At 66.8% G+C, this 14,135-nt stretch carries 12 protein-coding genes; 6 read left to right on the top strand and 6 right to left on the bottom strand.

What is annotated here, in order from left to right:
* Positions 1–25 precede the first annotated feature (25 nt).
* From HMPREF1478_RS04395 to topA, 4 genes are read right to left on the bottom strand one after another with little or no spacing between them, the layout of a single operon-like run.
* A complete protein-coding gene (locus tag HMPREF1478_RS04395; RefSeq protein ID WP_016460879.1) occupies positions 26–1,642 on the bottom strand; it encodes an alpha/beta hydrolase in 1,617 nt (538 codons plus the stop codon).
* Positions 1,643–1,678: 36 nt separating this feature from the next.
* Positions 1,679–2,872, bottom strand: coding sequence for a DNA polymerase III subunit delta' (locus HMPREF1478_RS04390; RefSeq protein ID WP_034474915.1), 1,194 nt, complete (start codon positions 2,870–2,872; stop codon positions 1,679–1,681).
* Complete coding sequence (tmk, locus tag HMPREF1478_RS04385; RefSeq protein ID WP_016460877.1) at positions 2,869–3,717, bottom strand: dTMP kinase; 849 nt, start codon at positions 3,715–3,717, stop codon at positions 2,869–2,871. Before tmk ends, HMPREF1478_RS04390 begins: the two co-directional genes overlap by 4 nt.
* On the bottom strand, positions 3,717–6,461 hold the full coding sequence (topA, locus tag HMPREF1478_RS04380; protein WP_016460876.1) for a type I DNA topoisomerase: 2,745 nt from the start codon (positions 6,459–6,461) through the stop codon (positions 3,717–3,719). Before topA ends, tmk begins: the two co-directional genes overlap by 1 nt.
* A 313-nt stretch (positions 6,462–6,774) precedes the next feature.
* Here topA and HMPREF1478_RS04375 point away from each other — a divergent pair, with 313 nt between their 5' ends.
* The 4 genes from HMPREF1478_RS04375 to HMPREF1478_RS04360 all read left to right on the top strand — a co-directional run bounded on the left by HMPREF1478_RS04375 (position 6,775) and on the right by HMPREF1478_RS04360 (position 9,372).
* A complete protein-coding gene (locus HMPREF1478_RS04375; protein WP_353579742.1) occupies positions 6,775–7,794 on the top strand; it encodes a DUF1266 domain-containing protein in 1,020 nt (339 codons plus the stop codon).
* Between the two features lie 155 nt (positions 7,795–7,949).
* Positions 7,950–8,375, top strand: coding sequence for a YjdF family protein (locus tag HMPREF1478_RS04370; protein ID WP_016460874.1), 426 nt, complete (start codon positions 7,950–7,952; stop codon positions 8,373–8,375).
* Positions 8,376–8,839: 464 nt separating this feature from the next.
* Positions 8,840–9,103, top strand: coding sequence for a type II toxin-antitoxin system Phd/YefM family antitoxin (locus HMPREF1478_RS04365; RefSeq protein WP_016460873.1), 264 nt, complete (start codon positions 8,840–8,842; stop codon positions 9,101–9,103).
* A gap of 2 nt (positions 9,104–9,105) precedes the next feature.
* A complete protein-coding gene (locus tag HMPREF1478_RS04360; protein WP_016460872.1) occupies positions 9,106–9,372 on the top strand; it encodes a Txe/YoeB family addiction module toxin in 267 nt (88 codons plus the stop codon).
* Positions 9,373–9,481: 109 nt separating this feature from the next.
* Here the strand turns inward: HMPREF1478_RS04360 and HMPREF1478_RS04355 are convergent, their stop codons facing one another.
* Positions 9,482–11,176 (bottom strand): methyltransferase, encoded by a 1,695-nt coding sequence (locus tag HMPREF1478_RS04355; RefSeq protein WP_016460871.1) that lies wholly within the window; start codon positions 11,174–11,176, stop codon positions 9,482–9,484.
* Between the two features lie 79 nt (positions 11,177–11,255).
* On the opposite strand from HMPREF1478_RS04355, the gene HMPREF1478_RS04350 reads away from it, so the two are divergent.
* Together HMPREF1478_RS04350 and HMPREF1478_RS04345 are read left to right on the top strand one after the other, a co-directional pair.
* The gene (locus HMPREF1478_RS04350) at positions 11,256–12,224 is read left to right on the top strand and encodes a DUF808 domain-containing protein (RefSeq protein WP_016460870.1); all 969 of its coding nucleotides are present in this window, start codon (positions 11,256–11,258) and stop codon (positions 12,222–12,224) included.
* 163 nt (positions 12,225–12,387) lie between these two features.
* Entirely contained in the window at positions 12,388–12,984 is a 597-nt protein-coding gene (locus HMPREF1478_RS04345) for a superoxide dismutase (RefSeq protein WP_016460869.1), read from the top strand.
* An 84-nt stretch (positions 12,985–13,068) separates the two neighbouring features.
* Here the strand turns inward: HMPREF1478_RS04345 and HMPREF1478_RS04340 are convergent, their stop codons facing one another.
* A complete protein-coding gene (locus tag HMPREF1478_RS04340; protein ID WP_016460868.1) occupies positions 13,069–14,064 on the bottom strand; it encodes an MsnO8 family LLM class oxidoreductase in 996 nt (331 codons plus the stop codon).
* Positions 14,065–14,135 lie beyond the last annotated feature (71 nt).

Raw genomic sequence — 14,135 nt, 5'->3', positions numbered from 1 at the left:
CAACGGGATGTCGTGGGTCACGTCTCTACTGGCACATGAGGCCGTCGGCGGGGACGGTCCCCTTCACGAAGTAGTCCTCGACGGCCCGGGTGACGCACTGGTTGGCGCCGCGGCGGTACGCGGTGTGGTTCCATCCTTCGACGGTCACCAGAACACCGCTGGAAAGCTGCCCGGACAGGCCCTGCGCCATGGAGTAGGGTGTCGCCGGGTCGTGGGTGGTGCCGATGACGACGATGGGGGCGGCGCCCTGGGCGGTAATGCGCGAGCGCTTAGCATGCTTCGTCGGCCAGGCCTCGAGGGCGGCCGACGGGTAGCCCACGTACTTGCCGAGGATCGGCAGTTCACTCTTGAGGGTCGCGACCTGCGCGGCCCACTGGTCGATGTTTCCTTCGGGCGTGTAGTCCAGGTTGTTGATCGCGTTGATGGCGTCCGTGGAGTTGTCCTGGTAGGTGCCGTCGGGGTTGCGCGAGTTGAGGGTGTCGGCGATGGCCAGCAGGCCGCTGCCGTCCCCCTTCTGCCACGCCATGCCAAAGGCCTGGGTCAGCTGCGGCCACCATTGGGTGTTGTACATGGCGCCGGTCAGCGCGGTGACGGCCAGGTTTTCGGTGAGGGGACGCGCGGGGTCGTTCGTGCGCATCGGACTGTCTTCGAGGGAGTCGAGGAAGGAGCGCACGGTCTGGATGCCCTCGTCGAGGCTGCGTCCCATCGGGCAGGTGGACTGGGTGGCGCAGTCGGAGATCCAGTGTTGGAGGGAGGCGTCCAGGCCGCGCATCTGGAGGGCTGAGACCTCGTTCACGCTGAGGGTGGGGTCGAGGGCACCGTCGAGGACGAAGCGGCCGACGCGCTCGGGGAAGAGCCCGGCGTAGGTGGCGCCGAGGAAGGTGCCGTAGGAGTAGCCGAGGAGGTTGAGCGTCTCCTGGCCGAGGACGGCTCGCACCATGTCAAAGTCGCGCGCTGCGCTGACGGTGTCGATGTGTTCGAACAGGCTACCGGAGTGTTCGCGGCAGCCCGCCGCGACGGTGCGCGAGTCCTCCTGGGCGGCGGCGACCGCGGACTGGGGGGATTCGTCGCCGGTGTCGATGTCCTCGTCTTCGCCGGCGTTACGTTCGTCCTTCTCCGCGTCGGTCATGCAGAAGACGGGGGTCGAGTCGCCGACTCCTCGCGGGTCGAGGGCGACGATGTCGTAGGACTTGACGATGGCCTCGCCGATTCCCTGCGCCGCGTAGTAGGGCAGCGAGGAGACGACGGCGCCACCGGGGCCGCCCGGGTTAATGAAGAGGGCGGGCGCGCCCTCGACGCCGGAGCGGTGGATGGCGAGCGCGAGGGTGATCTGGTCGCCGTCGGGGTTGGACCAGTCGAGGGGTGCCTTGAGGAAGGCGCACTGGTACTCGCTCGCGTCGGAGGAGTCGACGCCCTGGTAGGAATCAAAGGTTCCCTGCTCGCACGCGCCCCAGGAGATCTGCTGCTCGTAGTAGGACTGGGTGGAGCCTGACTGGACTGGGATCGGCGCGGACGAGGAGGTGGCCGTCGTCTGGGGTACCGGACCCTTGCGCTGGGTTCCGTAGTAGCCGATGACGGTCAGGACGATCGCGACGACGGCGAGGATAGCGACGGCGCCGGCCGCGATGGAGCGAGTCTTCATGGCCCCGATTGTAACGGAGAAACGCCGGGTCAGTTTTCACGCCTGGGGGCGCAGCGAAATCGCCATGTCTTCGAGGACCAGCAGGGGGTTTCCGTTCGACACAAGGCGCTTGCGAGCGGTTTCGATGTGGTCGACGCGCGCGAGGGTTTGGCGGGGCGTGGAATCGCGGGCAATCTGGCCCACCAGGTCGGCGAGGTCGGTGTTGATGAGTTCGCCGTCCCCGCCCACTTGGACCATGAGGACGTCGCGGTAGATCGCGAGCAGGTCGATGAGGGCGCGGTCGATCGCGTCGGTGAGGGCGCGCTTGGAGCGGCGCTTCTGGTCTTCCTCGAGCTGGCGGATCATCGTGCGCGAGGCCTTGGTGGCGCTCTCGCCTTCGTCCATGCCGAGCTGGCGCATCAGTTCGGCCTTTTCGCGGGCGTTGCGTTCGCTGACCTGCGCGTCGGCCTGGGCTTTCGCGGTCTCGAGGAGGCGGTCGGCGGCCATGACGGCCTCGCCGACGCTGCGCACGGACGCGGGCGCGGTAATGATGGCGCGGCGGCGTTCACGCATCTGGGGGTCGCGGGCGAGCGCGCGCGCCAGGCCGATGTGCGACTGGGCGGCACGCGCGGCCTCGAGAGCGACCTCGGGGGTAGCGACGCCCTCGCGCACGAGCAGGTCGGCGACCGCAGCCGCGGTGGGAATGCGCAGGCCGAGGTGACGGCAGCGCGAGCGGATCGTGGCGATCATGTCCTCGGGGCTGGGGGCGCACAGGAGCCACACGGTGTGCTCGGGCGGCTCCTCGATGGCCTTGAGAAGGGCGTTCGCGCCGGATTCGCCGAGGCGGTCCGCGTCCTCGACGACGATGACGCGCCACAGCCCCTGGGAGGGCGAGGACTGCGCCTGCAGCACGAGGGAACGCGCGGTCTCCACGTTAATGATCGAGGTCTCGGTGGCCGCGAAGACAACGTCGGCGTTCGTGCGGCCCATCGTCGTGCGGCATCCCGCGCACTGGCCACACCCCACGGTCTCGCCCGTGCACTGCAGGGCGGCCGCGAAGGCGCGCGCAGCGACGGAGCGCCCCGAGCCGGGAGGGCCGGTGATGAGCCACGCGTGGCTCATGGAACGCGCGTCGTCGGAGTCGTGCGCGCCACCGCGGGAGGCGACGATCGCGCGAGCGGAGGCAGCGGCCTCGGAGAGCTTAGCGACCGCCGCTTCCTGCCCGACCAGCGAGGACCAGACGCTCATCATTCATCCCAGAGCGCACCCTGGGATTCGCCCAGGGCTCCCACCATGGTGGCGGGCTTGCGGGCGCTGCCCTTGTCCGCGTTCTTCTGACGCTGCTTCTCAGAGTCACGATCAGTCTCAGGTGCTTCGGATGCTTCAGACGCAGCGGGCACCTCAGATGAGGACGAGGCCGGGGTGTCCCGAGCGGGCGCGGGAACAGAGTCGGAGGCCTCGTCGATGGTGACGGAGCCGCCCTCGAAGCGCTCGACGAGGACGCCGCGGATCTCAGAGAAGACCTCGTCGACCGTGCCCACCGCGTCGATGACGACGATGCGGTCGGGCTCGGCATCCGCGAGGCGCAGGTACTCGTGGCGCACGCGCTCGTGGAAGTCCATGGACTCGCGCTCCATGCGGTCCGGGGCGTCGGTGCGGCGGCGCGCGCCGACCTCCGGGGGCAGGTCCAGGAGGAAGGTCAGGGACGGGTAGAGGCCGCGGGTCGCCCATGCGCTCAGCGAGGCGATCTCGTCCACGCCGAGGGAGCGGGCCGCGCCCTGGTAGGCCAGGGAGGAGTCAATGTAGCGGTCCCCCAGCACGACCGCGCCGCGCTCGAGGGCGGGAGCGATGACCGTGGCGACGTGGTAGGCGCGGTCGGCCGCGTACAGGAGGGCCTCCGTGCGCGCGTCGACGTCTTCGGGGCCGTTTTGCACGAGGCGCCGGATCTCCGTGCCCAGCTCGGTGCCGCCCGGCTCGCGGGTGACGATGACCTCGCGGCCACGGCTCTCGAACCAGTCGCGCACCGACTGGATCTGCGTGGACTTCCCCGAGCCGTCGCCACCTTCGAAGGTGATGAACACTCCTCGCGCTGTCATCAGCTGTCCTTCTTCGTCGCGGCCTTCTTGGTGGCCGTCTTCTTCGCGGTGGTCTTTTTCGCGTCGGTCTTCTTGGCCGTCGTCTTCTTTGCGGCCGTCTTGCGCGTGCGCTTGGGGGCGGGGCCCTTAGCGCGCTTATCGGCCAGGAGTTCGTAGGCGCGCTCAGCCGTCAGGTCCTCGACCGTCTCGGCGCGCGGCACCGTCACGTTGGTCTCGCCGTCCGTCACGTAGGGGCCGAAGCGGCCGTCCTTGACGGTGACCTTCTTGCCCGAGATCGGATCCTCGCCGAACTCGCGCAGCGGCGGACGGGCCGTGCCACGGCCGCGGGTCTTGGGCTGAGCGTAGATGGCCAGGGCCTCGTCCAGAGTGATCGTGAGCAACTGATCCTCCGAGGCCAGCGTGCGCGAGTCCGTGCCCTTCTTCAGGTAGGGGCCGTAGCGGCCGTTCTGCGCGGTGATGACCTCGCCCGAGGCCGGGTCCGTGCCCACCTCGCGCGGCAGGGACAGCAGATTCAGCGCATCCTCGAGGGTGACGGTAGCGATGTCCATGGTCTTGAACAGCGAGGCGGTGCGAGGCTTGACGGCGGCCTTCTTCGTCTTCTTCGCGCTCTCCTCGGCCCCCTCGGCCGCCTCGGGCAGGACCTCGGTGACGTAGGGGCCGTAGCGGCCGTCCTTGACGATGATCGTGTGGCCGGTCGCGGGGTCGACGCCCAGCTCGCGGCCGTCGTCGGCGGCGCGGGAGAAGAGCTGATCGATCAGCTCATCCGTCAGCTCGTCGGGGGCGACCTCCGGCGGCACGTTCGCGCGCGTCCCGTCGGCCTTTTCCATGTAGGGCCCGTAACGGCCCACGCGCAGCGTCACGCCGCGACCCAGGTCGATCGAGTTGACGGCGCGCGCATCGATGTCGTCGCCGAGGGAGGCGACGTCGTGGCGCAGGCCGCCGTTCTCGCCCGTGCCGTCGGGGCCGAAGAAGAAGCCGGTCAGGAAGTCCGTGCCGTTCTCCTCGCCCGCGGCAATACGGTCCAGGTCGCCCTCCATCGAGGCCGTGAAGTCGTAGTCGACGAGGTTCGCGAGGTTCTCCTCGAGCAGGCGTGTCACGGAGAAGGCCAGCCACGTGGGCACCAGGTACTGGCCGCGGTGCGTCACGTACCCGCGGTCCCCGATCGTCTGGATGGTGGCCGCGTAGGTGGAGGGACGGCCGATGCCGAGCTCCTCCATGGTCTTGACCAGCGTTGCCTCCGTGTAGCGGCCCGGAGGCTGGGTCTCGTGGCCGTCCGGGGTGGCCTCGGTCAGCGTCGCGGGATCACCCTCGGCGACGTCCGGCAGGGTCTTCTCCGCGTCGTTCTTTTCCGCGTCGTAACGGCCCTGGTCGCGGCCCTCCTGGTAGGCCAGGCGGAAGCCCGGGGAGGTGATAACCGTGCCCGAGGCCGAGGACAGCACGTCGTGGCGCGCACCGTCGACCTCAATGCCGGTGAGCACGCGGATCGTCGCCGTGTAGCCGAGCGCGTCGGCCATCTGCGAGGCGACCGTGCGCTTCCAGATCAGGTCGTACAGGGCCAGCTGCTGCTTCGACAGGGAACCAGCCACCTCGCCCGGCGTGCGGAAATGATCGCCGGCGGGTCGGATCGCCTCGTGCGCCTCCTGGGCTCCCTTCGACGTGGTGCCGTACAGGCGCGGGGAGTCGGCCACGGCCTCGGCCCCGTAGAGCTGGGTGGCCTGCTCGCGAGCGGCGTGAATCGCCTGGCTGGACAGCGCCGTGGAGTCGGTACGCATGTAGGTGATGTAACCGGACTCGTAGAGGGACTGGGCGGTGCGCATCGTCGAGGACGCGTTCCAGTGCAGCTTGCGCGACGCCTCCTGCTGGAGGGTCGACGTCGTGAAGGGGGCGGCCGGGCGGCGACGGTAGGGCTTGCGGGTCACCGAGTCGATGACCGAGGCCGGGGCGTCCGACAGCGCGCGGGCGTACGAGCGGGCCGTGGCCTCGTCCAGGTGGAGGACGCCGGCCTTGGCGGCCTTCGCGCTCAGCTCGCCCTTCTCGGAAAAGTCGGAGCCGGTCGCGATGGCGTGGCCGTCCACGGAGGAGACGCGCGCGCCGAAGGCCTGGCCCGCCGACGTGAAAGCCGTGTCGATCGACCAGTACTGGGCGCTCACGTGCGCCATGCGGTCGCGCTCCTTGGCGACCACGAGGCGCGTGGCCACCGACTGCACGCGGCCTGCCGACAGGGAGGGGCGGATCTTGCGCCACAGGAGAGGCGACACCTCGTAACCGTAGAGGCGGTCGAGGATGCGGCGGGTCTCCTGCGCGTCCACGAGGTCAGTGTCCAGGTCGCGCGTGTTCTCCAGGGCGCGCTGGATCGCTTCCTTCGTGATTTCGTGGAACACCATGCGGCGCACGGGAACCTTCGGCTTCAAGACCTGCAGGAGGTGCCACGCGATGGCCTCACCCTCGCGGTCCTCATCAGTTGCCAGATAGAGTTCGTCGGACTCCTTGAGGAGCTTCTTGAGTTCGGTGACCTTTTTCTTCTTATCCGGGTTCACCACGTAGTAGGGCTTAAAGCCATCATCCACGTTGACGGCGAAACGGCCGAAGGGCCCCTTCTTCATGTCTTTGGGCAGCTCGGAGGGCTGCGGGAGGTCACGGATGTGGCCGATCGAGGCGGTCACGTGGTAGTCGGGACCCAGGTATCCCTCGATGGTGGCTGCCTTCGCAGGAGACTCCACGATCACGAGCTTCGTCGCTGACATTGCCGGTCCCTTCCGTTGCTTCCCCAGTATTTGTAGCACCCTCACCCGTGGTTCACCCGGCGAGGCATCTGGGATGGACCTTACCGCGTCCCACCCTCATCTGGGTACCGGTGCCGCTTCCGCGCGTCTCACGCCGCCCGGGTTTGACATTGACGAGGCCGTGGCGGATTCTCGCGCGCGGGCGCGCCCGGGCGAGGCACCGGTGGGCTCATCCGGCGATACCTATACATAGGGGCAAGCCCCGGCCTCGTGGCGTGTCCCCATCGCGTTCATCGTTTGTGTGACGGGCACGTCATCGGGCAGAATCGTGAGCGTGAGTTTCCTGTCCGATATCCCCTTCCCCGTGTGGTTCGCCATCGGGTGCGTCGTCGTGCTCCTGCTGAATCACTACATCAAGCAGGCGGTCGCGCGCGCGAAGGGCGCCGTTCCCGCGCCGCGCGACGTGCGCAAGGCCGGCAAGGAGAAGGACTGGAACAAGCTCAACGAGCACCACACCCCGACAATCCACGGCCGGCGCGAGGACATGGCGACCGAGCCTCGGGCGCGCCTGCTCGCCCCGTCCATGGTGTACGCGCTGTGTAACGGCGACCCGGTCAACGAGCTCGCGCTGTCGGCCCCGGAGGCCACGAAAACCATGATGGAGCACGACTGGGGGATCACGGACCGCGAGGGGCTCATCCGCCAGCTGTATTCGCTCCTGCGCGCGGGGCAACGCGAGGGTTTCGCGTCGCTGCGGGAGCGCTGCCAGAAGAAGTCGTGGGCCGAGTCCGAGATCGCGCGCCTGAGCAAGACGGCCGACTCGTCGATGGAGGACTGGGAGAGCCGCTGGCGTATCCGCCGTTTCTTGGACAACGACCGCGGCATTCAGACCCTGGATTTCGCCGCGTGGGATTTCCTGCGCGCGGCGAATCTGACGCGCGCGGGCGCGGGCCTCGGCTGGCTCAGTGAGGACGAGGCCTGGGATACCTTCGCTCTCATCAACCGCGCGCTACAGCACTCGTATTCCTCGTGGGACGAGGCCTGGGAGGCCTACCGCACGACCCGCTGGCTGTGGGCCGCCGAGGGAGACGTGCAGACCGCGGCCAACGACCTGCATGACCGTAACCGAGGCGAGTTCCTCCTCGGCGCGTCGGGCCTGTGGACGGCGATCCCGTGGGACGCCCCCTACCCGACGACCCGTTTCCTGCTGCTCGATGCGCTCGCCGACATGGGCGCGCTGCGACTGCTGGCGCCCTCGGCGTGGCGCTACGCGTCGGCGTGGGAGCAGGACCTGGACGTGCACGCACGCACCCGCGCCCCCATGTCCATCGGCGGCAAGCCGATCGTCCAGTAGCGATGCCTCCGCGCACAGGACGTAGAATGAGTCGTCAGTCCTGATACGCGAACCGCACAGTCCAGTAGGAAGTCTGGACGATGCCTCGCATCCGTCGCTGCCCCGAGCAGAATCCAGCGTCATCGGGTCCACCGTGGTGTACCTGGAGACGAGTAATGAAGACGGAGTCCACACTATATTTCGATGGCCAGTTCTGGATCGGCGTCATTGAGCGCCACGAGGCCGACCGTGTTCGTGCCGTTCGAATCATGTTCGGCGCACAGCCCTCAGACGCGGAGTTCTACGAGTTCCTCCTCACTCACGCCAATGCGCTCTTATCCCGCCTCGACGAGGCCGCTTGGGCTTCCGATATGGCCCAACGCCAGGCGACGCACCACAACCCCAAGCGCGCACAGCGCCAAGCATCCCGCCTCGCTCGCCGCGCGCTTCCTTCCACTGCTTCACAGGCAGCGATTCAAGCAGAACGCGAACGCACGGCACGAGAACGAGCTTCCACGACCAGACAGAAGAAGCGAGAGAAAGCTGAAGAGAAACGCCAACTCGCCCGCCTGAAAGCAAAGGCTCGCCACCGCGGCCACTAACGACTGCACATTAACCCCTCGATACGCACGTAAACCGCATGACTTGCGCGTGGGCGGCGCTGCCCACGCGCACATCATCAGGCCCACGTGCGGGTGAAAGGGCCCACGTACACATCATCGGGCCCACGTGCGCATGATCGGGTTTGCGCGCGTACACGGGCGGCCACGAAGTGGATAGGAAACCACGAACTGGATAGGTTATGACGTTGCGGATAGGAAAATAACCTATCCAGATCAGCGCTTCCTATCCAGATCGGCTTTTCCTATCCAGAACGCGCAGCCTGCTCCTTCCCAGATGAAGGGCGCGACGATGCAGGCCGCCGCAGTAGCAGGCCCCGCGCCAGCAGTTCCGCAGTACCTGGCCCCGCACGGAGGCGTTACCCCCGCGCATCGCCATCCGGCTGGAGACACACACCCTCACCTCATGTACAATGTTCTGTACATAGGCGAGCAGAGGAGCACCCATGAAGACCATGACCTACACCGAGTCGCGCGCACGCTACGCCGAGGTCCTCGACCAGGTCGTCAACGACCGCGAGGAAATCGTCATCACCCGACAGGGCCACGAAAGCGCCGTCATCATCGCCCTCGACGAGTACGAGTCCCTCATGGAGACCGTCTATCTCATGCAGTCCCCCGCGAACGCCCGCCACCTGCGCGATTCGATCGCGCGTCACCGCGCTGGCGAGGGCGTCGTCCATGACCTCATTGAGCTCGACGAGGACTGATCATGCACATCACATGGGACGAGGAAGCCTGGAATGACTACGTCTGGTGGCAGTTCGAGGATCGCAAGACGCTCAAGCGCATCAACGCCCTCATCAAGGACATCCAGCGCAACGGGAACGAGGGGATCGGCAAGCCTGAGCCTCTTCGCTACGAGTTCTCGGGGTACTGGTCGCGCCGGATCGACTCACGGCACCGCCTGATCTACCAGATCAGCGACGACGGCAAAGCCCTCTGGATCATTTCCTGCCGCTTCCAGTACGGCCAGTAAACATTCACAAGGCCCGGGCTGATTCCACCCCGAAAGACGAGTAACAACGCTCTCACGCCAAGCGCCGCGGCTGCCCCTGCAGCCGCGGCGCCCACGCACACAACAACGCTCAGTACGTCAGGAATCCCCAGCGGATCAGGTCGCGCAGGGGTGCCTCGACCTCGGCGCGCACATCATCGGCTTCAACGGACGTGAGCATCGCGACCGCCGCCGCGATCTGGCCGACCGTCAGCTCACCGTCCGAAGCGCCGACCACCGCCGACACAGCCGACGACACCGGCACAGAACGGCCCAGTCCCCCACCCTGATGCATGATGATCAGCTCCGGGTCAGGGCTGCCCGGCACGTAGTGGCGCTCCTCGCGCACGTCCGAGGCGCGCCTCAGCGCGGTGTCCCACAGCTCCGGGGCACGCAGCGAGGCCAGCGCCCACGCGACGTCGCGCCCGCGCGGGGCGTGCCCATCGAGGGACAGGTCGTAGGCGCGCTTGCCGCCCGAGGCGGCCTCGGCCTCGTCGAGTCTGCGCAGCGCCACAAAACCCATGCCGATCGCACCCGTGCCCGCGCGGCGGAAGTCGGCCAGCCACGAGGTGAAGGCGCGCTCGTAGTCGGCGCGCTCCATCAGCTGGCCGCCCGAGTCGCGGATCCACATGTCCACGTAGCGCGCCGGATCGAGCACGTCGCGCTGGACGACCCACGCATCCACCGGCAGGCCCTCAAGCCACGAATCCACGCGCCACGACCACTGCGTGTCCGGGTTACGGTCGGCGGGGATCTCCCAGTTGGCGAGCATCTGCAGGGTGCCGCCCTCGTTCATGCACGCGGGCGCGCCGCGCAGGACCGCGCGGATCAGGTTGTCGCGATCCATGCCGCCGTCGCGGTACTCGAGCAGCCCGGCCGCGCCGCGCACCGAATCCGGGGTGATCACGAAGGGCGGGTTCGTGACAATGAGGTCAAAGGTCTCACCCTCGACGGGCTCAAAGAGGGAGCCCTCGCGCACGTCGATGACGGCCTCGTTGAGGGCCGCGTTGAACTGGGTGATCGCGCACGCGCGCGCCGACAGGTCGGTCGCCACCACGCGCTCGGCGTGCGTGGCCAGGTAGAGGGCCTGAATGCCGCAACCACAACCCACGTCGAGTGCCGAGTCGACCTGCTCGCGCACCGTCATCTCCAGCAGCGTCAGGGTCGCGCCACCAATCCCGAGCACATGGTCGTCGGCCAGCGGCTTGCCGGTCTGCACCTCCCCCAAGTCCGAGGCCACCCACCACTCGTGGTCGCCACCCGGCAGGGTCGCAGCGTGGGGACGCAGGTCGAAAAGCGCACGCATCCACGGGTCTTCCGCGACCTCGGGTTCGGGCGCGTCCTCGTCGGGATCACGCATGGTCGGCAGGCTCGGCGCCTTCGGGGCCGAGGCTTCCTCCTCGCGCTTGTCCGCAGACTCGCGCGCGGGCGCACCACACGCGCGGGACGCCGTGAGAGCGGAGGCGGCCTCGGCCTCGTCGATGGTGGCTGCAAGGCCGAGGGACTCCAAGCCCTCCGCGCCCAAGGTCGGGAGCGCCTCACTCAGGGCCGAGGCGCGCTCCGGCTGGCCCAGGATAAAGAAACGCGTGAGGACCGCGGCGGGATCGGAAGACCCCACAAGCTCCACGAGCGCGGGCAGACGCGAGTCGCGCATCAGCGCCGACATCGCGCCCTGGCTGAGCAGATTCTGAAGATTCTCAACAGTCCACGCCGAAGCAATCACGTCGAAGCGCAGGCGCGCGATGAGGTCACGATCGAGGGCGGGGACGGGTACGGAAGTCGTCATGACTCAAGCCTATCCCCACGCGTACAATGCGCGGGTACCCAACCAGAAGCCTCACGCCCGGCTCAGAGGAGGAAACCCGATGTCCGGTGGACTTGTCGCGTTGCTCGACGATATCGCGACCCTCGCGAAGGTCACGGCCTCGTCAATCGACGACGTCGCGGCAAACGCCGTCAAAGCCTCCTCGAAGGCGGTCGGCGTCGTCATCGACGACACGGCCGTCACCCCCCAGTACGTGTCGGGCCTGAGCCCGTCGCGCGAGCTGCCGATTATCGCGAAGATCGCGCGTGGCTCCCTCATCAACAAGCTCTTCATCATCCTGCCGATCGCCCTCCTCCTCACATGGCTGGCCCCTCAGGTTCTGCCGTTCCTACTGGTCGTGGGCGGCGCGTACCTATGCTTCGAGGGTGGCGAGAAGGTCCTCGAGAAGCTCGGCTGGCTGCCCGGCCACCACGAGGAGTACGAGGAGGGCGGCGCGGCCTCCCCCGAGGAGCTCGAGAAGGGAATCGTCTCTTCCGCGACCCGCACCGATCTGATCCTCAGCGCCGAAATCATGCTCGTGTCCATGGCCGGCCTGTCCAACGAGACCGGCACCATGCGCGTGGCCGTCCTCATCGGTGTCGCCTTCTTCATGACCTTCTTCGTGTACGGCCTCGTCGCACTGCTCGTGAAGGCCGACGATTTCGGGGCGCGTCTGGCTCGCGGCGCACTGGACCCCAAGGACAACCGCCCCGGACCCGTCGACAACGTCGGCCGCACGATCGTGCGCGTCATGCCGCACATCTTCAGCGTCATCGGTGTCGTCGGCACGGTCGCCATGCTGTGGGTCGGCGGCCACCTGGTCATCGCCAACCTCGCCGAGGTCGGCGTGCCCGTCTTCCACCACGTCCTCGAAGCCGCCGAGCACGCGGTCGCATCGGCCGGCGGCTTCGTGACCTGGCTGGTTGAAACCCTCCTGTCCGGCATCTTCGGCGTCATCCTGGGCTCCCTCATCGCGTGGATCGTCGTCGGGGCTTCCGCGCTCGTGCGCCGCTTGCACGCCAAGGCCTGATTTCTTTCGTTTCACGAGGCCGGGGCGTGGTCGGGTGACCGAGCCCCGGCCTCGTCGTTGATCGCACTGCGCGAAAGGTGACACACAACCCCTTCGCAATATGGGACTAAAGGACTACGCTAGTGTCATCAGCAAATCGCGCACGACGCCCCAAAGGAGCATCATGACCGTCTACACCCTGCCCGACCTGCCCTACGACTACTCCGCCCTCGAGCCCCACATCTCCGGGCGCATCATGGAGCTGCACCACGACAAGCACCACGCCAACTACGTGGCCGGCGCGAACGCCGCCCTCGAGAAGCTGGCCGCCGCGCGCGAGGCCGGCGACTTCGCCGCCATCAACCTGTGGGAGAAGAACCTGGCCTTCAACCTGGGCGGCCACACCAACCACTCCATCTTCTGGACCAACATGACCGGCGAGGGCGCCTCGCGCCCCGAGGGCGAGCTCGGTGCCGCCATCGACGAGTTCTTCGGCTCCTTCGAGTCCTTCCAGGCTCAGTTCGCCGCCGCTGCCCTGGGCCTGCAGGGCTCCGGCTGGGCCGTCCTCGCGTGGGACACCGTCGGCAAGCGCCTCGTGACCTACCAGATGACCGACCAGCAGGGCAACATCCCGGTCGCAACCGTGCCGCTGCTCATGATCGACATGTGGGAGCACGCCTTCTACCTGGACTACCTCAACGTCAAGGCCGACTACGTCAAGGCCTGGTGGAACCTGGTGAACTGGGAGAACGTCGCAGAGCGTTTCGCAGCAGCCCTGTGATCACTGCTTGTTTGTTTTAAAGGTTGTGGCCCCCGCCTGAAGGCCGGGGCCACAACTCTATCCACTGATGGAGTGACCAGCTGCTCAAAGGCTTGAGCTCAGACGTGTCTGGAGCTCTCGGTATTGTGCAAGCTTTTGTGGAACATCAGCGATGTAGCTGATCAGCATGACTTCATCGACGCGGTGGTTACGCGCAAAGTTCGCAATCGTTTGAGCAACCTGGTCGTAGGTGCCGATGATGATCGAGCGATCGCGCTGTGCCCATCGCAGTGCGTCTTCTCGGTCTTCGGCGCTCATCTGCTCGGGTCGCTGGAACCGCACGGGGCGTCCCAGTCGTAAACACATGCGGAAGCTCAATGCGGGAAGTGCTTGTTCTAGGGCTTCCGCTTCAGTTTCTGCAGCGCTCACCGCGAGCGCGGAAAGCGTCTGTCCTTCACCTTCACCCAGATTTTCGGGCAGGTGTGCGCGGTAGTGGTCCATGACCTCGGGCTGTTGCTGGCCGCTAAAGAACTGCGCGTAGGCGTAGTTCATGTTTCGAGTCCCCGCCCAGGCCGCGCTCTGGCCTGAAGACCCCAGCAACCACAGTTCGGGAAGTTCATCGGGATGCGGGTAGACATCCACCGAGGCGTAGGGGTGCCCCTCCGGCAAAGTCCCTCGCATGAAAGCCAAAGTTTCATCGATCAGAGCATTGATCGCACCAGGATCAATTGTTGTGCCCTGATTGAGCGCGCGGGCGGAGATCATGTCACCGCCGGGGGCTCGTCCCAATCCCATGTCGACGCGTCCGGGGAACAAGGTGGCCAGAGTGAAGAACTTTTCTGCCATCTGTAAGCTGCCCTGATGCATAGCCATCACGCCACCCGAACCAATGCGAATACGCGAGGTTCGGTCCAGAAGGTGAGTCATCACCAGCTCGGGAGCGGACGACATAAAGACCGGTGTGTTGTGGTGCTCTGCGATCCAGAAGCGATGGAAACCCATCTCTTCTAGTCCGCGAGCCAAGGACACCATGTCTTCCAGTGCCTGATGCGGAGTCGATCCGTCAAAAAGCGGAACCTGTTCCAGTGCTGAGAGGCGCATTGTTACCCTTCCGTTTCACAAAATATCCGCTACTTAAACACGGTTATTCCTGAGGATACTCCGCCAGGAAG

Source organism: Actinomyces sp. HPA0247, from assembly GCA_000411415.1.
Classification (GTDB): Bacteria; Actinomycetota; Actinomycetes; order Actinomycetales; family Actinomycetaceae; genus Pauljensenia.
This window is presented reverse-complemented; position numbering and strand designations above follow the sequence as displayed.

Coding starts and splice junctions, on each gene's coding strand:
- HMPREF1478_RS04350 (WP_016460870.1), top strand. CDS start 11,256: ATGTCCGGTGGACTTGTCGCGTTGCTCGACGATATCGCGACCCTCGCG.
- HMPREF1478_RS04395 (WP_016460879.1), bottom strand. CDS start 1,642: ATGAAGACTCGCTCCATCGCGGCCGGCGCCGTCGCTATCCTCGCCGTC.
- HMPREF1478_RS04340 (WP_016460868.1), bottom strand. CDS start 14,064: ATGCGCCTCTCAGCACTGGAACAGGTTCCGCTTTTTGACGGATCGACT.
- HMPREF1478_RS04390 (WP_034474915.1), bottom strand. CDS start 2,872: ATGATGAGCGTCTGGTCCTCGCTGGTCGGGCAGGAAGCGGCGGTCGCT.
- topA (WP_016460876.1), bottom strand. CDS start 6,461: ATGTCAGCGACGAAGCTCGTGATCGTGGAGTCTCCTGCGAAGGCAGCC.
- HMPREF1478_RS04370 (WP_016460874.1), top strand. CDS start 7,950: ATGAAGACGGAGTCCACACTATATTTCGATGGCCAGTTCTGGATCGGC.
- HMPREF1478_RS04365 (WP_016460873.1), top strand. CDS start 8,840: ATGAAGACCATGACCTACACCGAGTCGCGCGCACGCTACGCCGAGGTC.
- HMPREF1478_RS04360 (WP_016460872.1), top strand. CDS start 9,106: ATGCACATCACATGGGACGAGGAAGCCTGGAATGACTACGTCTGGTGG.
- HMPREF1478_RS04345 (WP_016460869.1), top strand. CDS start 12,388: ATGACCGTCTACACCCTGCCCGACCTGCCCTACGACTACTCCGCCCTC.
- HMPREF1478_RS04355 (WP_016460871.1), bottom strand. CDS start 11,176: ATGACGACTTCCGTACCCGTCCCCGCCCTCGATCGTGACCTCATCGCG.
- tmk (WP_016460877.1), bottom strand. CDS start 3,717: ATGACAGCGCGAGGAGTGTTCATCACCTTCGAAGGTGGCGACGGCTCG.